This window comes from Pseudomonas sp. Irchel s3f7 (assembly GCF_900187615.1).
In the GTDB taxonomy this organism is placed as follows: Bacteria; Pseudomonadota; Gammaproteobacteria; order Pseudomonadales; family Pseudomonadaceae; genus Aquipseudomonas.
In genome coordinates, this window is record NZ_FYDO01000017.1 from 100,409 (window position 1) to 124,183 (window position 23,775).

26 protein-coding genes and 1 pseudogene are annotated in these 23,775 nt (G+C 58.7%); 11 read left to right on the forward strand and 16 right to left on the reverse strand.

All coding sequences use genetic code 11. The features are described from left to right. Positions 1 to 146: 146 nt before the first annotated feature. Positions 147 to 917 (forward strand): SDR family oxidoreductase, encoded by a 771-nt coding sequence (locus tag CKW19_RS16385; protein WP_095058782.1) that lies wholly within the window; start codon positions 147 to 149, stop codon positions 915 to 917. Positions 918 to 942: 25 nt separating this feature from the next. Here the strand turns inward: CKW19_RS16385 and CKW19_RS16390 are convergent, their stop codons facing one another. The 3 genes from CKW19_RS16390 to CKW19_RS16400 form a co-directional block, all read right to left on the reverse strand. Then, a complete protein-coding gene (locus CKW19_RS16390) occupies positions 943 to 2,178 on the reverse strand; it encodes an RNA polymerase sigma factor (RefSeq protein ID WP_095058783.1) in 1,236 nt (411 codons plus the stop codon). Position 2,179: 1 nt separating this feature from the next. Then, positions 2,180 to 2,524, reverse strand: a complete 345-nt coding sequence (locus CKW19_RS16395; protein ID WP_057713581.1) for a YciI family protein — start codon at positions 2,522 to 2,524, stop codon at positions 2,180 to 2,182. Positions 2,525 to 2,602: 78 nt separating this feature from the next. Beyond that, the gene (locus tag CKW19_RS16400; RefSeq protein WP_095058784.1) at positions 2,603 to 3,028 is read right to left on the reverse strand and encodes a nuclear transport factor 2 family protein; all 426 of its coding nucleotides are present in this window, start codon (positions 3,026 to 3,028) and stop codon (positions 2,603 to 2,605) included. Positions 3,029 to 3,169: 141 nt separating this feature from the next. Here CKW19_RS16400 and CKW19_RS16405 point away from each other — a divergent pair, with 141 nt between their 5' ends. After that, on the forward strand, positions 3,170 to 3,655 hold the full coding sequence (locus CKW19_RS16405; protein ID WP_095058785.1) for a GNAT family N-acetyltransferase: 486 nt from the start codon (positions 3,170 to 3,172) through the stop codon (positions 3,653 to 3,655). A gap of 28 nt (positions 3,656 to 3,683) precedes the next feature. Here CKW19_RS16405 and CKW19_RS16410 read toward each other — a convergent pair whose 3' ends face one another. The 3 genes from CKW19_RS16410 to CKW19_RS16420 form a co-directional block, all read right to left on the reverse strand. Beyond that, on the reverse strand, positions 3,684 to 4,172 hold the full coding sequence (locus CKW19_RS16410; protein WP_095058786.1) for a GNAT family N-acetyltransferase: 489 nt from the start codon (positions 4,170 to 4,172) through the stop codon (positions 3,684 to 3,686). Between the two features lie 97 nt (positions 4,173 to 4,269). Then, positions 4,270 to 4,755 carry a GyrI-like domain-containing protein gene (locus tag CKW19_RS16415; protein ID WP_095058787.1) on the reverse strand — a complete coding sequence of 162 codons (486 nt, stop codon included), beginning with the start codon at positions 4,753 to 4,755 and terminating at the stop codon, positions 4,270 to 4,272. A gap of 66 nt (positions 4,756 to 4,821) precedes the next feature. Next, complete coding sequence (locus CKW19_RS16420; RefSeq protein WP_095058788.1) at positions 4,822 to 5,484, reverse strand: LysE family translocator; 663 nt, start codon at positions 5,482 to 5,484, stop codon at positions 4,822 to 4,824. Between the two features lie 139 nt (positions 5,485 to 5,623). Here CKW19_RS16420 and alaC point away from each other — a divergent pair, with 139 nt between their 5' ends. Continuing rightward, positions 5,624 to 6,841, forward strand: a complete 1,218-nt coding sequence (gene alaC / locus CKW19_RS16425) for an alanine transaminase (protein WP_095058789.1) — start codon at positions 5,624 to 5,626, stop codon at positions 6,839 to 6,841. A 155-nt stretch (positions 6,842 to 6,996) separates the two neighbouring features. On the opposite strand, the gene CKW19_RS16430 is transcribed toward alaC, so the two are convergent. Both CKW19_RS16430 and CKW19_RS16435 read right to left on the reverse strand, forming a co-directional pair. Beyond that, on the reverse strand, positions 6,997 to 8,349 hold the full coding sequence (locus tag CKW19_RS16430; protein ID WP_053155456.1) for a GntP family permease: 1,353 nt from the start codon (positions 8,347 to 8,349) through the stop codon (positions 6,997 to 6,999). A gap of 81 nt (positions 8,350 to 8,430) precedes the next feature. Then, positions 8,431 to 8,964, reverse strand: a complete 534-nt coding sequence (locus tag CKW19_RS16435) for a gluconokinase (RefSeq protein ID WP_095058790.1) — start codon at positions 8,962 to 8,964, stop codon at positions 8,431 to 8,433. Between the two features lie 214 nt (positions 8,965 to 9,178). Here CKW19_RS16435 and CKW19_RS16440 point away from each other — a divergent pair, with 214 nt between their 5' ends. Together CKW19_RS16440 and CKW19_RS16445 are read left to right on the forward strand one after the other, a co-directional pair. Continuing rightward, positions 9,179 to 10,210: a LacI family DNA-binding transcriptional regulator gene (locus tag CKW19_RS16440; protein ID WP_095058791.1), complete on the forward strand. Its 1,032-nt coding sequence runs from the start codon at positions 9,179 to 9,181 to the stop codon at positions 10,208 to 10,210. Between the two features lie 56 nt (positions 10,211 to 10,266). Then, positions 10,267 to 10,902: a glutathione S-transferase family protein gene (locus CKW19_RS16445; RefSeq protein WP_095058792.1), complete on the forward strand. Its 636-nt coding sequence runs from the start codon at positions 10,267 to 10,269 to the stop codon at positions 10,900 to 10,902. 123 nt (positions 10,903 to 11,025) lie between these two features. Here the strand turns inward: CKW19_RS16445 and CKW19_RS29540 are convergent, their stop codons facing one another. Next, positions 11,026 to 11,565 (reverse strand): methyl-accepting chemotaxis protein, encoded by a 540-nt coding sequence (locus CKW19_RS29540; protein ID WP_371856350.1) that lies wholly within the window; start codon positions 11,563 to 11,565, stop codon positions 11,026 to 11,028. A gap of 6 nt (positions 11,566 to 11,571) precedes the next feature. Beyond that, positions 11,572 to 12,345 (reverse strand): annotated as a pseudogene (locus CKW19_RS29545) (PAS domain-containing protein); the annotation flags it as partial. A 757-nt stretch (positions 12,346 to 13,102) separates the two neighbouring features. Here CKW19_RS29545 and CKW19_RS16455 point away from each other — a divergent pair. Continuing rightward, positions 13,103 to 13,513, forward strand: a complete 411-nt coding sequence (locus tag CKW19_RS16455; RefSeq protein ID WP_095058828.1) for a GNAT family N-acetyltransferase — start codon at positions 13,103 to 13,105, stop codon at positions 13,511 to 13,513. Between the two features lie 48 nt (positions 13,514 to 13,561). Here CKW19_RS16455 and def read toward each other — a convergent pair whose 3' ends face one another. The 3 genes from def to CKW19_RS16470 all read right to left on the reverse strand — a co-directional run bounded on the left by def (position 13,562) and on the right by CKW19_RS16470 (position 15,429). Continuing rightward, entirely contained in the window at positions 13,562 to 14,101 is a 540-nt protein-coding gene (gene def, locus CKW19_RS16460; RefSeq protein WP_095058794.1) for a peptide deformylase, read from the reverse strand. Next, on the reverse strand, positions 14,098 to 15,060 hold the full coding sequence (locus CKW19_RS16465; RefSeq protein ID WP_095058795.1) for a YihY/virulence factor BrkB family protein: 963 nt from the start codon (positions 15,058 to 15,060) through the stop codon (positions 14,098 to 14,100). Before CKW19_RS16465 ends, def begins: the two co-directional genes overlap by 4 nt. A 177-nt stretch (positions 15,061 to 15,237) precedes the next feature. Then, positions 15,238 to 15,429 (reverse strand): CsbD family protein, encoded by a 192-nt coding sequence (locus CKW19_RS16470; RefSeq protein ID WP_095058796.1) that lies wholly within the window; start codon positions 15,427 to 15,429, stop codon positions 15,238 to 15,240. 198 nt (positions 15,430 to 15,627) lie between these two features. Between CKW19_RS16470 and CKW19_RS16475 the strand changes: the two genes are divergently transcribed. Continuing rightward, positions 15,628 to 16,005: a hypothetical protein gene (locus tag CKW19_RS16475; RefSeq protein ID WP_095058797.1), complete on the forward strand. Its 378-nt coding sequence runs from the start codon at positions 15,628 to 15,630 to the stop codon at positions 16,003 to 16,005. 208 nt (positions 16,006 to 16,213) lie between these two features. On the opposite strand, the gene fadD1 is transcribed toward CKW19_RS16475, so the two are convergent. After that, positions 16,214 to 17,914 (reverse strand): long-chain-fatty-acid--CoA ligase FadD1, encoded by a 1,701-nt coding sequence (gene fadD1, locus CKW19_RS16480; protein WP_095058798.1) that lies wholly within the window; start codon positions 17,912 to 17,914, stop codon positions 16,214 to 16,216. 281 nt (positions 17,915 to 18,195) lie between these two features. Further along, complete coding sequence (fadD2, locus tag CKW19_RS16485) at positions 18,196 to 19,884, reverse strand: long-chain-fatty-acid--CoA ligase FadD2 (RefSeq protein ID WP_095058799.1); 1,689 nt, start codon at positions 19,882 to 19,884, stop codon at positions 18,196 to 18,198. A 245-nt stretch (positions 19,885 to 20,129) separates the two neighbouring features. Here fadD2 and CKW19_RS16490 point away from each other — a divergent pair, with 245 nt between their 5' ends. Both CKW19_RS16490 and CKW19_RS16495 read left to right on the forward strand, forming a co-directional pair. Further along, entirely contained in the window at positions 20,130 to 21,074 is a 945-nt protein-coding gene (locus CKW19_RS16490) for an alpha/beta hydrolase (protein ID WP_095058800.1), read from the forward strand. A gap of 41 nt (positions 21,075 to 21,115) precedes the next feature. Continuing rightward, positions 21,116 to 21,586 (forward strand): MaoC family dehydratase, encoded by a 471-nt coding sequence (locus tag CKW19_RS16495; RefSeq protein ID WP_007974451.1) that lies wholly within the window; start codon positions 21,116 to 21,118, stop codon positions 21,584 to 21,586. A gap of 72 nt (positions 21,587 to 21,658) precedes the next feature. Here CKW19_RS16495 and CKW19_RS16500 read toward each other — a convergent pair whose 3' ends face one another. Further along, positions 21,659 to 22,126 carry a PA2169 family four-helix-bundle protein gene (locus CKW19_RS16500; RefSeq protein ID WP_095058801.1) on the reverse strand — a complete coding sequence of 156 codons (468 nt, stop codon included), beginning with the start codon at positions 22,124 to 22,126 and terminating at the stop codon, positions 21,659 to 21,661. A gap of 202 nt (positions 22,127 to 22,328) precedes the next feature. Between CKW19_RS16500 and CKW19_RS16505 the strand changes: the two genes are divergently transcribed. Then, positions 22,329 to 22,565, forward strand: a complete 237-nt coding sequence (locus tag CKW19_RS16505) for a DUF3820 family protein (protein WP_003227425.1) — start codon at positions 22,329 to 22,331, stop codon at positions 22,563 to 22,565. A gap of 28 nt (positions 22,566 to 22,593) precedes the next feature. Beyond that, complete coding sequence (locus CKW19_RS16510; RefSeq protein ID WP_095058802.1) at positions 22,594 to 23,775, forward strand: aminotransferase class V-fold PLP-dependent enzyme; 1,182 nt, start codon at positions 22,594 to 22,596, stop codon at positions 23,773 to 23,775.

The following is a 23,775-nucleotide window of genomic DNA, read 5'->3' on the forward strand; positions in this document are numbered from 1 at the left end:
GCGATGGCAATTCTCAAAACGCCATCGCCAGCAAGCCGGCGCCGACAAGGGCGGCTGTATGAATCCCCATTCCGCGCAAAAATAGTGGCTCCGCTTCCGACGACTGACGGCTAGGGTGTAATAACCATCAGCTCTCAGGACTTGCCATGCACCCCTACTTTTCCCTGCAAGGCCGCACCGCCCTGGTGACCGGCGGCACTCGTGGTATCGGCAAAATGATCGCCAAGGCCTATGTCGAAGCCGGCGCGACCGTGTACGTCTGTGCCCGTGATGCCGAAGCCTGTCAGCAAACGGCCGATGAACTCGGTGCACTCGGACGCTGCCACGCCATAGCGGCCAACCTGGCGACAGAAGAAGGCGTGCAGCAGTTGGCCACGCGCTTAGGCGAACAGATCACCCACCTCGACATTCTGGTGAACAACGCCGGCACCACGTGGGGCGCGCCGCTGGAGAGTTACCCGATCAAGGGCTGGGAAAAGGTCATGCAGCTCAACGTGACGTCGGTATTCAACTGCATCCAGCAGTTCTTGCCATTGATGCGCAAGGCCGGTTGCGAAGCCAACCCGGCGCGGATCATCAACATTGGTTCGGTGGCCGGGATTTCATCCTTCGGCGAACAGGCTTATGCCTACGGCCCGAGCAAGGCCGCCCTGCATCAACTGTCGCGGATTCTGGCGCGAGAGCTGGTCGGCCAGCACATCAACGTCAACGTCATCGCCCCGGGGCGCTTTCCGAGCAAAATGACCCAGCACATCGGCGATGATGAGCAAGCGCTGGCGCAGGATACGGCGCTGATTCCGATGAAGCGCTGGGGTCGAGAGGAGGAAATGGCTGCGCTGGCAATTAGCCTGGCGAGCACGGCGGGGGCCTACATGACTGGCAACATCATTCCGCTGGACGGAGGGTTCAGTCTCTAGCGGCGATGAGGCGGCTTGAGCCAGGTCACTCCAGTGTCTTGAGCCGCCCTTCGATAAACCGCCGCTCGGGTGCCTGCTGAGTCAACTCCAGCGCCCGCTCCCACGCCGCCCGCGCCTCGTCGAAACGCCCCAGTTGCCGACAAAACTCCGCCCGCGCCGAATGCGCCAGGTGGTAATCCTGTAAATCTCCCCGAGCCAGAATCCGCTCGACCAGCGTCAGGCCCGCCAATGGCCCATCACGCCGCGCCAAAGCCGCCGCCCGGTTCAACTCGACGACCGGTGACGGCACCGCTCGCAGCAGCACGTCATACAGACCGACGATCTGCGGCCAGTCGGTTTGCTCAGCCGTCGATGCTTCGGCATGCACTGCCGCAATCGCTGCCTGCAGGCAGTACGGCCCAAAACGCCCAAGGGTCAGCGCCCGTTCGATCAGCGCGCAGCCTTCGGCAATCAGTTCGGCGCTCCATAACGATCGGTCTTGTTCGTCCAGCACAATCAGCTCGCCACTGGCGGAGGTTCTGGCCGGCCGCCGCGATTCGTGCAGTAGCATCAACGCCAGCAACCCCATCACTTCAGGCTCCGGCAGCAACTCCATCAACAATCGGCCTAGACGGATGGCTTCGCGGGTCAGATCCTCGCGAATCAACGTCTCGCCGACAGACGCCGAATACCCCTCGTTGAACACCAGGTAAATCACCCGCAACACGTTGTCGAGGCGCTCGGGCAGTTCGGCGAGGCTGGGGACCTGATAAGGGATTTTCGCGTCGCGGATCTTCGCCTTGGCGCGCACGATGCGCTGGGCAATGGTGGCCGGCGCCGACAGAAACGCCCGGGCGATTTCTTCTGTCGTCAGGTCGCAGACTTCCCGCAACGTCAGCGGCACTTGCGCATCCGAGGCCAGGGCCGGGTGACAGCAGGTGAAGATCAAACGCAGTCGATCGTCTTCCACGTCTTCTTCACTCCAGTCGGCCTGCTCCAGCGCTTCCAGTTGCGCCACCAGCAACGGTTGCGACGCGGTAAAACGTGCGCGTCGGCGCAAGGCATCAATGGCCTTGAAGCGCCCGGTGGAGACCAGCCAGGCGCGGGGATTGGCCGGCACGCCGTCGCGCTGCCAGCGCTCGACCGCGATGAAAAACGCCTCGTGCAAGGCCTCTTCCGCAAGGTCGAAATCACCCAGCAAACGAATCAGGGTCGCCAGAATGCGCCGCGACTCTTCGCGGTAGACCCGCTCGACCTGCGCCTGAACCGGCAGCCCTGGCATTTTAAGGATTCAACTGCCGAACGGGGCGCACTTCGACACTGCCGACCCGGGCCGCCGGAATGTTCCCGGCGACCTGGATCGCTTCGTTGAGGTCCTTGGCATCGATCAGGTAAAAACCGGCCAACTGCTCCTTGGTTTCAGCGAATGGGCCATCGGTGATCGACATCTTGCCGTTGCGCATACGCACCGTGGTAGCGGTCTGCACCGACTCCAGCGCTTCGGCGGCGACCATCCGGCCGCTGCCCTGGATCGACTCGGCATAGGCCATGCACTCCTCGTCCTTCGGGCTTTCCGGCAGCGAATGCAGCAGGCGCTCATCGCTGTAGACCAGGCATAAATACTTCATGAACGTCTCCTGATTCGAACGGATCAACTATGGGCGTGGATTGGCCATTTGGCGCGGCGCCCCGACAAATAACATCGATCAGGGTTTCAGATCGAACAGGACGGTGCCGCTCATCATGTCGAACGGCGCCGACCAGTGCTCATGGACGATCTGCCACAACCCGCCTTCCTGGCGATAGCACGCACTGCCGCGCATCCAGCAGGCCTGGGTTTCGCCCTTGTCGTTGGTGCCGCCGCAATGGGCCAGCCAATGGGCGAAGGCGATCTCCTGGGACGCCTCGATGCGGATGTCCTGGAACTCGAAAATGTGCGGGCCGGGGCACATTTTCATGCAATCTTCCCAATGCGCGCGATACGCCTCTTTGCCCTTGAATTGCAACGCCTTGACCGCGTCGAAGGAGACGATGTCGTCGGCATACAGGGTCATGATTTTATCGACGTCCTTGGCCATCATGGCCTGACGATAGGTTTCGATCAGGTTCTGGATCTGGGTGTGCGAGTTCATGGTGGTTCTCCGTGGTTTTTATTGGAAGACACCCTTAGTCGTCTGGCGATCCGGCGAATCGACAGAAGAAATAAAAATAATCCATATCGCCAGACTCGCTAGAATCCGAGACTCATTTTCCGTTGGAAACAGGACACGCCAGTGACAGCCCGACTCGTGCCTTATGAAAGCCTGAACACGCTGCAGCGCCAACAGGTCGAGGCCATCGAAGTGCATTCGGAACAGATCAAATTCTCCGGCGACATCCACGGTGCGTTGCACACGTTGTTGTCCAAACCCGGCCCGGGGGTCAAGGGGTTCGCCTTGCTGGCCGAAGACGTTCCCGTGGCGTTCCTGCTGCTCAAGCGCCCGCCAGTGCTGCCAGCCTGGGCCGATGAACACAGCGCGACCCTGCATGCGCTGCAAGTCGATCAACGCGCTCAGGGCCAAGGCTTCGGCAAGGCCTGCCTGCAAGCACTGCCCGAGGTAGCGCGCCAGGCCTGGCCGGAAATCAAAGGGCTGGAGCTGTCGGTGGATGCGGATAACGCTGCGGCGATTGCGCTGTATGCCAAGTATGGTTTTGTCGACAGCGGCGAAGCGTACAAGGGCCGGATCGGTTATGAGCGGCGGATGGGGTTGTTATTTTAATTGCGCGCCGATGAACCTTCGTAGGAGATTACAGCGTCAAAACCATCTCATGCCACGCCATGCCGCCATGGTCGGATGCTGACGGTTTGATGTAGGCAAAACCAAACCCGGCATACAACGGAATATGCCGTTCCTTGCACATCAAATGGATGGTTGCCTTGTTCATCCCGCGCATACGCTCGATGAATTCACCCATCAAACGCTTGGCCAAACCCTGCCCCTGGTAATCCGGGTGCACCACCACCGACATGATCACCACGTTCGGCCCGGCCGGGTCGTGGCCGATAAGCTCCTTGAACGCTTCGTCCGACATTTCCACCTGAAACGCCGCACCGGAATTGATGAAACCGGCTACAACGCCGTCCACTTCGGCCACGATAAAGCCTTCGGGCCAGGTGGCGATGCGGGTGGCGATTTTCTCGCGGGTGGCGGCTTCGTCGCCTTCGTAGGCAACGGTTTCGATGGCGTAGCAACGGTCCAGATCAGCAGACGTGACGTGGCGGATGACGGTGTTCATGGCAGCTCGGGGTCAGCGTGGGAAAGGCGTGAATCATAAATCAGCCGCTGTGTGACATCGAGAAACGAATCGAGCGATCCGTCTCTCGATGCGGGGCTCAAGCCTTGAGCGGCAGCCAGATTTCCAGCTTGCCGGTATTGAGCTTTGGGTTGAAGTCTTCGCTGTAACGCTCAAACTCCGGGGCGTTGAGCAGTTCACGCCCGGACTGCGGCAGCCATGTGCCATGGATGTATTGGAAGGTTTGCGCCAAGGTGTCCAATGAGCCTTTGTGCTCGAACACCACGTATTGCTGCGGCTGAATCTCGACCCAGCGGTACGTCTCCGGCAAATCGTCGAGTTTGCTGATCTCGACCCCGGCGATGTAATCAAAGCCGCCCTGGCCGTCGAAATTGCAGCAGACGCCGTAGGTCACTTCGCCTTTTTGACCCGGGACATGGCCGATGTGGGGCACGAACTTTTCCCAGAGCTCGGGAATGCCTTTTACGGTTTGTTGGGTAAATTTGCCGCCAAGCCCTGCAATCAGCAGGAAGTGTCCATGTACAAACCGTGGCTCGGACACCTCAACGCGTGTTTGCTCATCCATGACTCGACTCCTGGAACTAAAAATGGGTTCGGCTGGGAGTATAGAAGCCAAACCCGATTCGCCCAATTACAGGGCGTGCAACTGCTCGACGGCGCCCGCCCCCACAAACTCGTTGTAACCCGATAGGATCACGTAGATCGCGAAATAGCAGAAGATCGCAGCCGATGCCATATAGGAATAACGCAACAACTTATCGCCCAGCAACTTGCCGCCGTGGCTCGCGGCGAAGCACAGGCCGGCTGACCAGAGCAAACCCGCGCAGAGGAAACCGCCGAGAAACAGTGCCGAGCTGAGCGGGCCACCACCGCCGGAACGGGCGATCAGCGTGCCGCCAACGGCCGCGAACCAGAGAATCGCGCTGGGGGAGGACATGGCGAGAAAAATACCGCGCAAGAACTCCTTGCGATGGGAGTTGTTTCCCACCTCCGCCGTCTGGGCGAGCACTGCCTCGTGGTGAATCGCCGAATAGATCATCTTCGCCGCGAAGTACACCAGCAGCGCCGAACCACCGATCCACAGCACCCAACGCACGGTTTCGTACTGCAGCAACACCGTCATGCCGGCCAGCGCCAGCACGGCGTAGATCAGGTCACCCACACAAGTCCCCAACCCCAGCGCAAAGCCTTGAAAATAGCCGCGCTGCATGGCCAGCGTGATCATCGCAATATTGGCCACGCCAATGTCCAGACACAGCGACAGGCTCAACAAGAAGCCACTGGTAAATTCCATCGAACCCTATCCTTCGGACACATTTGTTTGATTTGAGGCTGGACAGTCTGCCACAGCTGACCGTACATTCCGCCACAGGTCACCGCAGTGACCAGCGTCGCTCGGACGGTTCCGGGCGCTTACGTTATCCGAGGCAACAATGGCCGAACAAGGTTCGCCGCGCCGCTTTGCGCGCATAGATCGACTCCCCCCTTACGTTTTCAACATCACTGCCGAGCTGAAGATGGCCGCCCGTCGTCGTGGCGAAGACATCATCGACTTGAGCATGGGCAACCCCGACGGCCCCACGCCGCCGCACATCGTCGAAAAACTTGTGCAGGTCGCTCAGCGCGAAGACACCCACGGTTACTCCACGTCCAAGGGCATTCCGCGCCTGCGCCGGGCGATTTCCAACTGGTACAAGGAACGCTACGAGGTCGACATCGACCCGGAAAACGAAGCCATTGTCACCATCGGTTCCAAGGAAGGCCTGGCGCATTTGATGCTGGCCACCCTCGACCAGGGCGACACCGTGCTGGTGCCCAACCCGAGCTACCCGATTCACATCTACGGTGCCGTGATTGCCGGCGCCCAGGTGCGGTCGGTGCCGCTGGTGCCGGGTGTGGATTTCTTCGCGGAACTGGAGCGAGCCATTCGCGGGTCGATTCCGAAGCCGAAGATGATGATCCTCGGTTTCCCGTCCAACCCGACCGCACAGTGCGTGGAGCTGGATTTCTTCGAGCGTGTCATCGCCCTCGCCAAGCAATACGACGTGCTGGTGGTGCACGACCTGGCCTACGCCGACATCGTCTACGACGGCTGGAAAGCCCCGTCGATCATGCAGGTGCCAGGCGCCAAAGACATTGCGGTGGAGTTTTTCACCCTGTCCAAAAGCTACAACATGGCCGGCTGGCGCATCGGCTTCATGGTCGGCAACCCGGAACTGGTCAACGCCCTGGCGCGGATCAAGAGCTACCACGACTACGGCACCTTCACCCCGCTGCAAGTCGCGGCGATCGCGGCGCTGGAAGGCGATCAACAATGCGTGCGCGACATCGCCGAGCAGTATCGCCAACGCCGCAACGTGCTGGTCAAAGGCCTGCATGAGCTGGGCTGGATGGTGGAAAACCCGAAGGCATCGATGTACGTCTGGGCCAAGATTCCCGAGGCTTACGCGCATTTGGGCTCGCTGGAGTTCGCCAAGAAACTGCTGGCCGAGGCCAAGGTTTGCGTCTCACCGGGTGTTGGGTTTGGTGAGTATGGCGATGATCACGTGCGATTCGCCCTGATCGAAAACCAGGACCGGATCCGCCAGGCCGTACGTGGGATTCGCGGGATGTTCCGGGCAGATGGCCTGGCCACCAAGTCCACCACCTGACCTGGCTTGTAGGAGCCGGCTTGCTGGCGATGCAGGCGACTCGGTTTAACGTATAACCGCGTCGATGCGATCGCCAGCAAGCCGGCTCCTACAGGGGTTTGCATCAGACACAAAAAAACCGCATCGCTGCGGTTTTTTTGTGCCTGTCGATTCGCTTAAACGAACAGCGACAACAACAGAATAAAGCCCAGGGCCACCACGGAGAGGATGGTTTCCATCGCAGTCCAGGTCTTGAAGGTTTCAGCCACGGTCATGTTGAAGTACTGCTTGACCAGCCAGAAACCGGCGTCATTCACGTGCGACAGGATCAACGAACCGGCACCGGTGGCCAGCACCAGTAGCTCACGGTTCACACCCGGAATCATCCCCACCACCGGCACCACGATGCCGGCACCCGTGATAGTCGCCACGGTCGCCGAACCGGTGGCGATACGGATCACCGCCGCCACCAGCCAGGCCAGCAGGATCGGCGAGATCTGTGCGTTCACTGCCATGTGGCCGATCACGTCGCCCACACCGCTGGTCACCAGCATCTGTTTGAAGCCACCACCGGCACCGATGATCAGGATGATCGCGGCGGTCGGCGCGAGGCTCGCATCCAGCCATTTCATCATTTGGCTGGAACCGATGCCCTGCTTGTAGCCGAAGGTATACAGCGACAGCAGCAATGCCAGCAGCAACGCCGAAATCGGGTGACCGATCAGGTCCATAAAGGCGCGGAAAATGTTGCCGTCCGGCAGCACCACGTCGGCAAAGGTTTTTAGCAGCATCAGGAACACCGGCAGCAGCACGGTCACCAGGGTGATGCCGAAGCTCGGCAGCTCAGCCGAATCGGTTTCGCGCGCCAGTTGATCCACCAGTTCCTGGTTCGGGTGACCGGGAATGTGCTTGGCGATGAACGTACCGAAGATCGGGCCGGCAATGATGGCGGTTGGCAGCGCTACGATCAGGCCGTACAGAATGGTTTTACCGATGTCGGCACCGAACACGCCGATGGCCAGCAGCGGCCCCGGGTGCGGCGGCACCAGGCCATGTACGGCGGACAGACCGGCCAGCAGCGGGATACCGATCTTGATGATCGACACGCCGGTACGGCGGGCCACGATGAACACCAAAGGAATCAGCAACACGAAGCCGATTTCGAAGAACAGCGGAATGCCGACCAGGAACGCGGCGAACATCATTGCCCACTGCACCTTGTCCTTGCCGAAGGCGCGGATCAACGTCTGTGCAATCTGATCCGCACCACCTGATTCGGCCATCATTTTGCCGAGCATCGTACCCAGCGCCAGGATGATGCCGACGAAACCAAGCACGCCACCGAAGCCGTCCTGGAACGCCTTGATGATGGTGCCGATCGGCATGCCGGAGGTCAGGCCGAGGAAGGCAGCGGCGATGATCAGTGCGAGGAACGGGTGCAACTTGAACTTGGTGATCAGGACGATAAGCCCGATCACCGTGACCACTGCATCGAGCAGCAGGAACGTCTCGTGGGACATGCCAAACATTGGGGGTGTCTCCTGGTTGTTGTTGTTATTAAAGCGGGTTAATCAGAAGTGGTGAGGACAGCGCTGTCTTTGCAAGCACAGTCATACCGCCTGTTTCAGGCCGTTCGCCTGCCACCACGCATGAGCCTGCGCCGCCAGTTGCCCGACACTGTTGGTCGAAGCATCCAGCGCCAGGGTCAACGGCTCGCCCACAGGCGATTCGAGGGTGGCGAACTGGCTGTCGATCAGGGTCGACGGCATGAAATGACCCGGCCGATGGGAGACGCGGTCGGCAGCGACTTCAGGGGTCAACTCAAGAAACACGAAACCCAGGCCCGGCAAGGCACTGCGCAGACGTTCGCGATAAATGTGTTTGAGGGCCGAACAGGTCAACACCGGGCGCTCGCCCCTGGCATCGATACGACGCAGTTCATCGCACAGGCTGTCGAGCCAGCCGGCACGGTCTTCGTCGTTCAGGGGGGTACCCGCGCTCATCTTTTCAATGTTGGCGGCAGGGTGAAAGGAGTCGCCTTCAATGGCAGTGGCGCCGCTCAGATGGCACAGGGCCTCGCTGACGCACGTCTTGCCGCAACCGGCAACGCCCATGATGACCAGGGCGGTGATGGGATGATTCATGTAACACCTCAGCGCGCAGACAGCGCTACCTTTGCCGGTTATGACACTCGATCAAAAGCAGAAGTTGCCGACGCCTTTCTTGTCATTTTGTGGGTTGCAGCTGGTTAAGTCCCGACGCCAAAAAGCGAGGATCAGGCGAACCCTCGCTCACGCATTGCAGCTGCATCGAGACAGCGCTACCTTAGTGCCTTGAATTTTGTTTGGCAAGCCGTCGATGACCCCAACTAAAAACGATAAAAATACCCGCACCACTGGCCGCCCTACCCTGAACGAAGTGGCGCGACTGGCTGGCGTCAGCCCGATCACCGCTTCCCGCGCCCTGCGCGGGGTCAGCACGGTGGCCACCGAACTGGTGGAAAAAGTCCAGAAGGCCGCGCTGGAACTCAATTACGTGGTCAATCCTGCCGCCCGCGCCCTGGCCTCGGCCCAGAGCCATTCGGTGGTGGTATTGGTGCCGTCGTTGTCCAACCTGTTGTTCATCGACACCCTGGAAGCCATTCATCAGGTTTTGCGCCCCAAGGGCTTCGAAGTGCTGATCGGCAACTTCCATTACTCGCGCGATGAAGAAGAAAACCTGCTGCGCAATTACATGGCGTATCAGCCGCGCGGCCTGTTGCTGACCGGTTTCGACCGCACCGAAAGTTCGCGTCGGATGATCGAAGCCAGCAACATTCCGTGTGTGTACATGATGGAACTGGACAGCGCCGCCGGGCTCAATTGCGTCGGTTTCTCGCAGTTGGCGGCCGGTGAAACGGCGGCCGAGCATTTACTGTCACGCGGGCGCAAGCGCCTGGCTTACATCGGCGCGCAGCTGGATCAACGCACGTTGCTGCGCGGCGAAGGTTTCCGCAAAGCGCTGAAAAAGGCCGGCCTGTATGACCCGGATCTGGAAGTGCTGACGCCCCGCGCCTCCTCCGTCGGCCTCGGCGGCGAGCTGTTCCTGCAACTGCTGGCCAGTCAGCCGGATGTCGATGCGATCTTTTTCGGCAACGACGACCTGGCCCAGGGAGCTTTGCTCGAAGCCATGCGCTGCGGGATCAAGATTCCGGAACAGGTGGCGATTCTGGGTTTCAACGATTTGCCGATGTCAGAACACATGGTTCCGCGCCTCAGCAGCATCAACACCCCCCGCGAAGCCATTGGTCGTCGAGCGGCGGAGCAGATGCTGACGCTGATGGCCGGCAACACCGTGGCCAAACCGGTGCAGGACATGGGGTTTGAGTTGATGGTGCGCGAGAGCACATAGTTTCCCCGTCGCAGCTCCTACACTTGCATATACGCCATTCTCGATGGAGTAGCCCAATGGAACATGCACTGAAGATTCTCGGCAAAGCCTCGTCCATCAACGTCCGAAAAGTGCTGTGGACCTGTGAGGAACTGGGTATTGCCTACGAACGCGAGGACTGGGGCAGTGGTTTTGCATCCACCCACAGCCCCGAGTTCCTGCGCTTCAATCCCAACGCACAGGTGCCGGTGATCATCGATGAGGCTGGCGTGTTGTGGGAATCCAATACCATCTGCCGCTATCTGGCCGGCAAATACCAACACCAGCATGAGCTGCTGCCTGGCGAACCGGCGGCACGCGCCCGGGTTGAACAGTGGATGGACTGGCAAGCCATCGAGCTCAATGCGTCATGGAGTTACGCGTTCATGGCATTGGTGCGCAAGGATCCGGAATTCCAGGACGCGCATCGTACCGACGTCAGCGTGCGTGGCTGGAACCAGAAGATGGGAATCCTTGAACATCAACTCGCAACCACCAAGGCCTACGTGGCCGGTCCACGATTCACCCTGGCGGATATTGTCATCGGTTTGTCGGTCAATCGCTGGCTGATGACGCCGATTGACCGCCCTGATTACCCGGCAGTCGATGAGTATTTCCAACGCCTGGCGCAGCGCCCCGGATTCCTCAAATACGGCTGCAACGGCTTGCCGTGAACGGAAACGAACCCCCTGTGGCGAGGGAGCTTGCTCCCGCTGGGCAGCGAAGCGGCCCCCAAAAAGGAACTGCTGCGCAGTTCAACGGGAGCAAGCTCCCTCGCCACAGGTTCAGCGTTGCGGCTAGTTCAGCTGCAACGTCGAGTTGAACTGGCTGATCGCATCCACCACATGGCGCGAGCCCTGCTGGATTTCCAGAATCACCTCCCCCGCCTCGTTCGCCAACTCCACACCGAGCCCGGTTCGACTCAAACTTGACTGCATGCTCGACACCGCACTCAACGACAAATCGTGGTTCTTGCGCACCACCTCGACAATTTCCAGCGTCGCCTGGCTGGTGCGCGCCGCAAGACTGCGCACTTCATCGGCCACCACCGCAAACCCTCGTCCGTGCTCCCCGGCGCGAGCCGCTTCGATGGCTGCGTTGAGTGCCAGCAAGTTGGTCTGATCGGCAATGCCGCGGATCGTCTGCACAATGGTGCCGATGATGTCGGACTGCTTGCTGACAGCGTCGATGCTCACTGCCGCTTCGTTCAAGTCCTTGGAAATGTCCTGGATGATCTGCACCGTTTGCTGCACCACCTCGGACCCTTTGCGCGCACAAACATCGTTTTGCACGGAGGTGCTGTGGGCCGATTCAGCGGCGGTTTGCAGGGTCGTCATCTGGTGAGTGATGTCGCTGGCAAACTTGACGACTTTGTACAGGCGGCCCTTCGCGTCGAACAACGGGTTGTAGGAGGCTTCGAGAAAGATCGTCTGACCTTGCTTGTTTTTGCGCTCGAAACGATGGGAGTGATATTCGCCGCGATTGAGCGAAGCCCAAAAATTCTTGTAACCCTGGGACTCGGCTTCAGCACGATGACAAAACAGACTGTGGTGTTGCCCCACCACTTCGTTGAGCGTGTACTGCATGGTTTTCAGGAAGTTTTCATTGGCGGTGATCACGCGGCCCTCAGGGGTGAACTCAATCACCGCCATCGAGCGTCCGATCGCTGCAAGCATGCTTTGGTTTTCATGTTCCTTGTTGACCCTGGCAGTGACCTCGGTCGCGACTTTGATCACGCTCCTGACCTGGCGATCGGGGCCCATCACCGGCATGTAACTGGCTTCGAGCCAGATTTCCCTGCCGGCCTTGTCCAACCGCAAAAACGTGCCGCTCAGCGGCTCGCCACGCGCCAGATCACGCCACAACTTGGTGTAGGCGTCGCTGCGGTAATACTGTTCTTCACAAAAAATGCGGTGATGCTTGCCGCGCACTTCATCGGCGCTGTAACCCATGGCGCTGCAGAAATTCTCATTGGCCTCGATCACGAAGCCATCCGGGGTGAATTCAATCATCGCCATCGAACGACTGACCGCCGCCAACTTGGCATTGGCCTCGGTCAGTGCACAACTGAATCGTTCGATTTCCAGCAGGTCAGCCTTGTGATGTAGGTTGAACATAGTCGTATCACCTTCGGCGCGTTCTTTTGATTAATGAAAGTTGCTGGTCTTTCACATCCACCACTACGTTCCACGGAACAGGCACACGCGTTCCTCCAATAAGAAGGAATTGTCAGGTGATAAATGATGATCAATCGGAGGGTCCCTATACCGGCACTCTCATCAAGACATCCTTCTCTTGATAGCCCGCACGCGGGCCAGCCCTAACAGACTCGTCAAGTAACTCCATTTAACGCAAGGCTCCTTTGGTCAAGTGTGGGTGCCTTGAATTGCGCACTCTGACCGCCAATATCGACCTGTCCAGCATGGTCGATATCGTTAGTTACACGTCAGCATAGCCAGCAGCGCCCCTCTTGCAAGGCCACTAATCGGCCATCATGGGGACAAAATCGGTTCAGCGTCCGCAGGGCCGTGAGAAAAATGTATTTCGGTACCGACGAACGGTAAAAAAAGACCCTCAATTCAGCGGTTTACAAGGGAAGTCCTGCAGATTGTTTTCAGCGAATCGCTCCCACATTGCATGGGAGCGATCAGTCAACGCGGGCTCAGTGACCGAACACGTCAACCTTCTTGGCTTTTTTATCAGCACGTTTTTCGATGGCGGTTTTCGCCGGTTTCTTTTTCGCCGCTTTCTTTGAATCCATACCTTTGGACATGACACGTACTCCACACACTGGGATGTGAGATCAGGTATACACCTATCCCCTCGCGCATGTTCTTTTATAATCGCCCGTTTTGCGCACCGACAGTCGAAGACATGCCCAGCACTCAATACAGCCGACTCGACGAGCCGTTATGGCCGTTGATGAACAAGTTCTATCGCGCCCACCAGTCGTCAATGAAAGCCGTCCGTGACGCTCAGTTATGGGTGGCCCGGCGTGACGAAATCGTTGCCGTGCTGTGTCTGCGCCCGGTGTCCGGCGGGCATTGGCTGACGGGGCTGTTTGTCGATCCGGGCTGTCGCGAGCAAGGGATTGCGGCGGGACTGATCGAGGCGGCGGTGAAGGATTGCGAACTCCCGGTGTGGTTGTTCTGTCATCCGGATCTGCGGGGGTTTTATGAGCGTCGCGGCTTTACGTTCGATCCGCAGATGCCTTACGCGATGGTTGAGCGTTTGACGCGCTATGCGCGCAGCAAGCCGATGATTGCGATGGGATTGACCCCATAAACAATTGTGGGAGCGAACATGCTCGCTCCCACAGGGTTTGGGGTGGTTTTATTCGTCCGCGTTGGGATCAAGATCCGGGAACATCACCTCGGTAAACCCGAACTTGCTGAAGTCCGTAATCCGCGAAGGGTACAGGCGGCCTATCAAGTGATCGCACTCATGCTGCACCACCCGCGCGTGGAACCCCGAGGCAATGCGCACGATGGGTTCGCCCTTGGGGTCGACACCTTCGTAGCGAATATGCTGGTAGCGCTGTACCTCGCCGCGCAGGCCGGGCACTGACAAACAACCTTCAAAGCCCTCCTCAAGCGTCGGGCTCAGCGGCGTGATCAACGGGTTGATCAGAATCGTCTGCGGCACCGCTTCGGCGTCCGGATAGCGCTCGCTGTGCTCGAACCCGAAAATCACCAATTGCAGGTCGACGCCAATCTGCGGTGCGGCGAGGCCGACTCCGCCGACACTTTCCATGGTCTGGAACATGTCGTCGATGAGTTGCCACAGCTCGGGGCTGTCGAACATCTCGGCGGGTACGGGCGGAGCAATGCGCAGCAGGCGCTCGTCGCCCATTTTCAGAATGTCACGAATCATGTTTGGGCTTCGTCAGTGGTCGGCTTGAGCGAGTGATCCCGGCCCAGCCCCGACACGTGGTGCTTTTCCTCATGGCCCGGACCGTGTTCGCCGGGGACCTTTTCGCCGGGGTCCTTGCCCTCTCGCGACATGTGCTCGATCACTGCATTCATTTCCGCGCCGAGCAACAGCACCGCGGCGGAAATGTAGAAGTACAGCAACAGCACGATGATCGCGCCGATACTGCCATACATGGCGTTGTAGTTGGCGAACTCCTTGACGTAGAAGCCGAAGCCCAGCGACGCGATGATCCATACCACCACGGCCAGTACAGAGCCGGGCGTGATGAAGCGAAACTCCTGTTTGACGTCAGGCATGACGTAGTAGATCAACGCCACTGCGACCATCAACAGGATCACGATCACCGGCCAGCGTGCGATGGTCCAGAGTGTGACGATGAAATATTCGAGGCCGACTTGCGATGCGATCCAGCTCATCACTTGAGGACCGAGCACCATCAGCGCGGCGGCGATCAGCAACATACCGGCGATGCCGACCGTGTAGATGATCGACAGCGGAAAACGCTTCCACGCAGGACGACCTTCCACCACGTCGTAGGCAGCGTTCATCGCGCTCATCATCAAGCGCACACCGGCTGAAGCGGTCCACAAGGCAATCACAATACCCACCGACAGCAAACCACCCTTGGACTGCTGAAGCTGGTCAATGACCGGGTTGACCTGTTCCAGGGCCTGGGGCGGCAGCACGAGTTCCGATTGCAGGCGCAGCCACGAAAAAAAATCAGGCAGGTGCAAAAAACCGATCAAGGCAATCAGAAACAGAATGAACGGAAACAGCGAAAACAGCATTTGATAGGCAAGCGCCGAGGCATAGGTCGACATCTCGTCGTCGACGAACTCGGTGACCGTGCGCACCATCACACGGTGCAGGGGCAAGCCTCTCATGTCCGGGAAAATCATTAGCGTCTCCATCCGCCGCAAACAGATTCGGGTTCAAGTTGTGGCGACTCAGGGGCCGTTTTCTTCCATCAAAGTAGCGCACTTCGCGACTTTGAAACAATTTCAGTGATCAAGTTCAGGCTGACACAAAAACGGCCATCTGAAGATGGCCGTTCCTTACCGTCATCCAAGGCCGAATCAGGCCTCGTCGACGCTTTTCTTGACCGCATCCTTGGCTTTGCCTATGGCTTGTTGTGCTTCGCCTTTCTTTTCCTGCACCACGCCTTCGGCGCGCATTTTGTCATTACCGGTGGCCTTGCCAACGCCTTGCTTGACGTTGCCCACGGCTTCATTGGCCATGCCTTTCACTTTATCGCCTGTGCTGCTCATGGTATTTCTCCTGTGAACATCGGGATGGAAAAGTGGTTACACAAGGTTGACCGGGGGCGTTTGCGCGGAGTTTCATTTATTTTCACCGCGTCATTTCATCGCTCGATGCAGGTTGGGCTTTATGTTTGCCCGGCAACCCCCGAGAATGTGCAACACTTTCAGGCCATGGCGCTGAAGATCCAATCCCGTAGGAATGTTATGAAACTCGATAAAAAGCAGGCCATTGCCCGCAGAAACCAGGAACTCGGCGGTGCTGTGCTTGGCGTCAACAACTGCCACTTCGCCGAACTGAACCGTAACCGCAACATCTGGTGGTTCGACCTCCCGGTCGCGCGCCTGGCGATTGGTCAGTACGAGTGGATTCACCTGCTGATGCACACACCGGACACCGACGAACTGCTGCACCTGAAAGTGCCGACCGTGTTCCTGCGCGAGAAACTTGAAGGCCTGGTGATACGCAACGAAGGCAAGCGCAAGGCGGCCCTGAGCCTGGAACTGAGCGCCGACAAGGACTCGTACCTGCAGGACATGCGTCCGACAGGGACCAACGTCAACTTCGCGCCGTTCCGCTTGTAATACACAAAATCGTTGTGGCGAGGGGGCTTGCCCCCGTTCGGCGGCGCAGCCGTCGTAAATCAGATGAGTATGGTGTGTCAGGCGAATGGCAACTGCTGGTTTTGGGGCCGCTTCGCAGCCCAGCGGGGGCAAGCCCCCTCGCCACAAAAGCACTTTGACCAGAAAGTCTGCGCCAACAAAAAGCCCCGCATTTGCGGGGCTTTTTGTATTACGCGGTGGCTTTCTTCGCGTTGATCTTTTTCAGCTCTTCATCGCGCAATTCACGACGCAAGATCTTGCCGACGTTGGTGGTCGGCAGTGCATCGCGGAACTCCACGGCGCGCGGGACCTTGTAGCCGGTGACGTTGGCGCGCATGTGCTCCATCACCTGTTCCTTGGTCAGGGTCACGCCCGGTTTGGCAACGATGAAGATCTTGATCGCCTCGCCCGACTTTTCGTCAGGCACGCCGATGGCTGCGCATTGCAGCACGCCCGGCAGAACGGCGAGCACGTCTTCCAGCTCGTTCGGGTACACGTTGAAACCGGAGACCAGGATCATGTCTTTCTTGCGATCGACAATGCGCAGGTAACCATCCGCCTGAATCAGCGCGATATCACCGGTTTTCAGCCAGCCTTCGCTGTCGAGCATTTCATCGGTCGCGTCCTGGCGCTGCCAGTAACCTTTCATGACTTGCGGGCCCTTCACGCACAGCTCGCCGATCTCACCCATTGGCTGTTCAACGCCCGCATCGTCGATGACTTTGCACAGGGTCGAGGGCACCGGAATGCCGATGGTGCCGATCTGAATGTTCTGGATCGGGTTGACCGTCGCGACCGGGCTGGTTTCGGTCATGCCGTAACCTTCGCAGATGGCGCAACCGGTGACCGCTTTCCAGCGTTCGGCCGCGGCCAGTTGCAGGGCCATGCCGCCGGACAACGTGACTTTCAGCGCCGAGAAATCCAGCTTGCGGAAGCCTTCGTTGTTACACAGGGCCACGAACAGCGTGTTCAGCCCGACGAAACCGCTGAACTTCCACTTCGACAGTTCCTTGACCATCGCCGGCAGGTCGCGCGGGTTGCTGATCAGGATGTTGTGGTTGCCGATCAGCATCATCGCCATGCAATGAAAGGTGAACGCATAGATGTGGTACAGCGGCAGCGGCGTGATCAGGATCTCGCAACCTTCATTCAGGTTGGAACCCATCAGTGCCTTGCATTGCAGCATGTTGGCGACGAGGTTGCGGTGGGTCAGCATCGCGCCCTTGGCTACGCCCGTGGTGCCGCCGGTGTATTGCAGCACCGCGACATCACCGCTGGCGGGGCTGGCTTCCGCGACCGGTTGGCCCATGCCTTTGCTCAGCACATCGTTGAACTTGACGGCTTTGGGCAGGTGATACGCCGGGACCATCTTCTTCACGTATTTGATGACGCTGTTGATCAGCAGGCGCTTGAGCGGCGGCAGCAGGTCGGCGACTTCGGTGATGATGACGTGCTTGACGCCCGTCTTCGGCACGACCGTTTCAGCCAGGTGCGCCATGTTGGCCAGGCAGACCAACGCTTTGGCACCGGAGTCATTGAACTGGTGTTCCATTTCCCGCGCGGTGTACAGCGGGTTGGTATTGACCACGATCATGCCGGCGCGGATGGCACCGAAGACGGCAACCGGGTACTGCAACACGTTGGGCAGTTGCACCGCGATTCGATCGCCGGGCTGCAAGTCGGTATGCTGTTGCAGGTAAGCGGCAAAGGCACCGGACAATTCGTACAGTTCACCGTAGGTGATTGTCTTGCCCAGGTTGCTGAATGCCGGCTTATTGGCGAAGCGTTGGCAGGATTGCTTCAACACTGCCTGAATATTCGGGTACTCGTCTGGATTGATGTCGCAAGCAATCCCAGCTGGGTACTTATCCTTCCAAAAGTCTTCGTTCATGGAAGCCCACTCCTCAGCAACGCGAATTCAGCACCGCATTTGATGCGATTATTATTGGTGTTTGGTCATTGGTGAATCTGGCTGACAGAAGGCCGAGAAGTCACAAAGCGCGCCGAGAGTAGCAGCTTTGCCAAGGGTCGCCTAGAGCCAAAAGCGGCCTCTACAGTCACAATTGTGACTCAAGAATAACAAGCAGTCATTTTAGAGCAAAAAACCTATTAGTCTCTGAAACCCACGGATTTCGGGGCTCAAAGCAAAAGATCGCACCGATTTACGAAAATTTACGCGATATCACGCAACTCCCGCCGCAGAATCTTGCCCACCGGCGTCATCGGCAACGACTCACGCAACACAATGTGCTTGGGTACCTTGTACGCCGTGAAGTTCTCCTTGCAGTAGGCCTTCAGCTCTTCAAGGCTGACACCCGCTTCGCGAGCCACCACAAACAGCTTCACCGCCTCTCCCGACCGTTCGTCTGGCACGCCGATGACTGCGCAGTTAGCGACATTCGGGTGAGCCATCACCACGTCTTCGATTTCGTTCGGGTACACGTTGAAACCAGAGACGATGATCATGTCTTTCTTGCGATCGACGATGCGCACGAAACCGTCCGGATCGATCACCGCAATGTCGCCGGACTTGAACCAGCCCTCGGCGTCCAGCACCTCGGCGGTGGCCTCGGGTTTCTGCCAGTAGCCCTTCATGATCTGCGGACCTTTGATGCACAGTTCGCCGCGCTCGCCCAAGGGCTGTTCGACGCCGTCATCACTGATCACTTTCAACGTGGTGCCCGGCACCGGCAGGCCGACGGTACCGATCCGCGACTGGTCGCCGTAAGGGTTGGTGCAGGCCACCGGCGAGGTTTCGGTCAGGCCGTAGCCTTCGGTGATGCGGCAGCCGGTCATCTGCTCCCAGCGTTCGGCGGTCGCCTTGACCAGCGCGGTGCCGCCGGAGTTGGTGAGCTTGAGCGTCGAGAAGTCCAGGGTCTTGAAGTCCGGGTGATCCATCAGCGCGACGAACAGCGTGTTAAGCCCCAGCAGTGCCGAGAACCGCCAGTTCTTCAGCTCTTTGATGAAGCCACCGATGTCCCGTGGATTGGTGATCAGCACGTTGTGATTGCCCGACACCATCATGCACATGCAATTCGCCGTAAATGCATAGATGTGGTACAGCGGCAGTGGTGCAATCATCACCTCCTGCCCTTCGCGCAACAGCGGTTGACCGTCGTTGCCGAACTGCTCCAGGCATGCGCGCACCTGTTGCATGTTGGCGACCAGGTTGCCATGGGTCAGCATCGCGCCCTTGGCCAGACCGGTGGTGCCGCCGGTGTATTGCAGCACGGCGATATCATCGAGGCCGACGTTCAGCGGCTTGATGCCCAGGCCTCGGCCCAGCGCCAACGCGCTCTTGAAGGAAACGGCCTGGGGCAAGGCATACTCCGGGACCATTTTCTTGACCTTGCTGACCAGGGTGTTGACCAGCCAGCCCTTGGCGGCAGGCATCAGGTCGCCCATCTTCGCTTCGATCAGGTACTGGATATCGGTGTCGGGAAGTACTTCCTGGACCTTCTGGCCGAACATGTTCAAGTACACCAGCGCCCGGGCACCCGAGTCCTTGAACTGATGACGCATCTCCCGCGCGGTGTACAGCGGGTTGGTGTTGACCACGATCAGCCCGGCGCGCAAGGCACCGAATACAGCGATCGGATAATGCAGGACGTTGGGCATCTGCACTGCGATGCGATCCCCGGCGACCAGATCGGTGTGCGATTGCAGGTAAGCGGCAAAAGCGGCGCTATGGCGTTCCAGTTCGGCGTAGGTCAGGGTCACGCCCATGTTGCTGAAGGCCGGGCGATCAGCAAATTTCTTGCAGGAACGCTCGAACACCTCGATCACCGATTTGTAAGCCCCAACGTCAATATCCAGGGGTACGCCGGCCGGGCGTTTGTCATTCCAGAAATCAGGTTGCATTGTTCTTGTCCTCTTTACCTGAGCCTATCCGAGGCCACTTTTCTGTCATTTCAAAAACAAACTACGAAAAGCGGAGCTTCACGGACACTAGCAGCAATGGCGATTCAGGCAAATATGCCCACAACCGTCATTGATCGTGTGAATCTTCGTGCAGTGGCGTGGCCTGATCAGACGCCCGACGCAGGATGCGCTATAAAATGCAACGAGCTGTTTCCGATCCGGCAGCCCCATGCAAAGGAACCGCAATGATCCACGATACGTTCTGGTTGACCACGAGCGACCACAGCCGCCTCTTCGTTAACCAGTGGCTGCCAGACGGCAGTCTCAAGGCAGTGATTCTGCTAGCCCACGGCATGGCCGAACACAGTGGTCGTTATGCGGATCTGGCGGAAAAACTCACTGAACACGGCTACGGCGTCTGTGCGCCGGACTTGCGCGGACATGGCAAAACTGCCGAAAACGGGACCCTTGGCCATTTCGCCGACGACGACGGCTGGTGCAAAGTCGTCAGCGACCTGGCGAGCCTCAACCAGCACATCGGCCAGGAGCATCCCGGCGTGCCGATCGTGTTGCTCGGTCACAGCATGGGCAGTTACATCGCCCAGGCTTATCTAATGCACCACAGCGCCAGTCTGCACGGGGCGATTCTCAGCGGTTCTAACTTCCAGCCCGTGACGCTTTATCGCGCGGCGCGGCAGATCGCCCGTCTGGAAAGGCTGCGCCAAGGGCCGAAGGGACGCAGCGCACTGATCGAATGGCTGTCGTTCGGCTCGTTCAACAAAAAATTCAAACCGGCGCGCACCCGATTCGACTGGCTCAGCCGCGATCCGGCGCAGGTCGATCGGTATGCCAATGATCCGCTGTGTGGCTTTCGCTGCACCAATCAACTGTGGATCGATTTGCTCGGTGGGTTGCAGCAAATCAGCAAAGCGTCCAATCTCGCGCAGATCGATCCGGGCCTGCCGCTGCTGGTGATTGGCGGTGAATGTGATCCGGTGAGCGAAGGCAAGCGTCTGACTGATCTGGCCAACGCCCTGCGCGCGGCCGGCAACCAGCACCTGCAACTGACCATTTACCCGCAGGCGCGGCACGAACTGTTCAACGAGAGCAACCGCGATGAAGTCATCGCCGATGTGCTGAACTGGATCGCACAGGCCTTGAGCAGCCCCCGGCCGCCCAGGGCCGAATAGCTTTTTGTGAATTTTCTAATTCGTCACAGGAATTGAGACAGATGACCCAGGTTACCAACACGCCATACGAAGCCCTTGAAGTCGGCCAGACCGCCAGTTTCAGCAAGACTGTCGAAGAGCGCGACATTCAGTTGTTCGCCGCGATGTCGGGCGATCACAACCCGGTGCACCTGGATGCCGAGTACGCCGCCAGCACCATGTTCAAGGAACGCATCGCCCACGGCATGTTCAGCGGCGCGTTGATCAGTGCAGCGGTTGCGTGCGAGTTGCCTGGGCCGGGGACCATATACATCGGCCAGCAAATGAGTTTTCAGAAGCCGGTGAAGATTGGCGACACCCTGACGGTGCGTCTGGAAATCCTCGAAAAACTGCCGAAATTCCGCGTGCGCATTGCCACCCGTGTATTCAACCAGCGCGATGAGCTGGTGGTGGATGGCGAGGCGGAGATTCTGGCGCCACGCAAGCAACAGAGCGTGACGTTGACCGAGCTGCCCGCCATCAGCATTGGTTGATCGCTAAAAAGATCGCGCCTGCGATCTTTTGATCTAGAAAAACGCCAGCCCTGCTGGCGTTTTTAATACGCGTTACGAACGGGCACGGGCCTGGTTACGCAGGGCTTTTACCTGATCGTGGTTGCGCTGCACACCATGGTACTGACGCTCAACCAGGTCACGAATACCAATCAGGTTGTTCTTGTTGATTTTCTCCATGGCATCCCGGTATGCCTTCAATGCATGGTCCTCACCACGCTCGGCTTCATTCAGCACAGCCTCCTCGTCCTTGCCGGTGAACATCGACTTCACATCGACCCAACGACGATGCAGATCGCCGGCGACACTGCTGGAGGTTTCCGGGTCGCCGCCCAGCGAACGAACGGCGGCCTGCAGTTCGGCCGCGGCCGTGGCGCAGTCGGAGGAGCGTTGAACAAACAGGGATTTGAGTTCAGGGTGTTTGATGTCTTCAGCGCAAGTCTTGAACCCTTTCTGACCGTCCTTGCTGGTTTCAATCAGGTCGTTGAGTACAGAAATGGCTTCTTTATTCATGTCGGTCATTTTTCAATTCCTTGCCGTGATGGAAGATGCAATGAACAGTGCACCCTGCATGCCAGCCTGAAACTGTTTATTTAATCGTTATATTTCAAATACTTATCAATAACCTAAAAATCTGTATCCGTTTTTTTTGCATGATCTGTCAATTGGCCTGCATGCAGAATGCCTGTATTTTCTCCACTGACTGAATCAAGACGACTGATCGATGAACCCTGAAAAGCTTGAACTGCTGATCACCCGCGAAATGCCCTTCGGCAAGTACAAGGGACGAATCATTGCCGACCTGCCCGGCCCTTACCTGAATTGGTTCGCCCGGGAAGGTTTCCCCCATGGCGAGCTCGGCGGTCTGCTGGCCCTGATGCAGGAAATCGATCACAACGGCTTGTCGGATTTGCTCGAGCCGTTGCGCGCCAAACACGGCAAACCAGCCCCGCGTCACTGACTCACCCGGCCCCCGACTGAGTACCCCCATGCCTGACAATACGCTCCGTGCCCGTGATGAAGCTTTCTGGCAGACCTTCGCCGACCGATACGAGGTCGAACCCGGCCCGATCAACCTTGAAAACGGTTACTTCGGGCGCATGTCGCGCACGGTGGTTGAGGAGTATCAGCGCAACATCGAGCTGATCAACCGCAGCAACTCGGTCTATGTGCGTCAACGGTTTGAACAGGGTGACAGCCTGAAGATTCGCGCGCAGTTGGCCCGTCTGATTGGCGTATCGGCCGATAGCATCGCTCTCACCCGCAATGCAACGGAGGGTTTGCAGTCGTTGATCCGCAACTACAACCTGCTCCAGCCCGGTGATCAGGTTCTGATCAGCGACCTGGAGTACGACACGGTCAAAGGCGCCATGCGCTGGCTGGCGCGCCATCGCGGCGTTGAAGTGATCGAGATCGAACACACGCACCCGGCAAGCTACGACAGTTTGCTCAGCACCTACCGTGACGCCTTCATCCGTTATCCGCGGCTCAAGTTGATGGCCCTGACCCACGTCACTCATCGCACCGGCCTGGTGATGCCGGTGCAGGCAATTGCAGCCGCCGCCAGGGAACACGGCATCGATGTGATCCTCGACGGTGCCCACGCACTCGGCCAGATCGAATTCGACCTGACCGAGCTGGGTATCGCGTTCGCCGGTTTCAACCTGCACAAGTGGATCGGTGCACCGTTGACGCTGGGTTTCATCTACATCGCCCCCGAACGCCTGGCTGATATCGACCCGGACATGGGCGAGGTGCATTACCCGGTGACCGACATCCGTGCCCGCACCTCCTACAGCACGCCTAATATTCCGGCACTGCTGACCCTGCCGCTGGTGCTCGAAGAACATTGGGCCATGGGCGGTGCCGGGGCCAAGGGTGCACGACTCAACTACCTGCGCAACCGCTGGGTCGGTGCGGTTCGCCAGTTACCGGGGATCGAAGTCATGACCCCGGATGATCCGCGGCTGTATTGCGGCATCACCTCGATGCGTTTTTCCCGCCACACCGACCAGCAACTGATGGTCGAACGACTGCTCAAGGAATACAACCTGTTCACCGTCACGCGAAGCGGCGCGGCGTGTGGCCCCTGCATTCGCATCACCCCCGGCCTCATCACCACCGCTGACGATATCGATGCACTGAGCAAGGCACTGACCGAACTGCGCTGA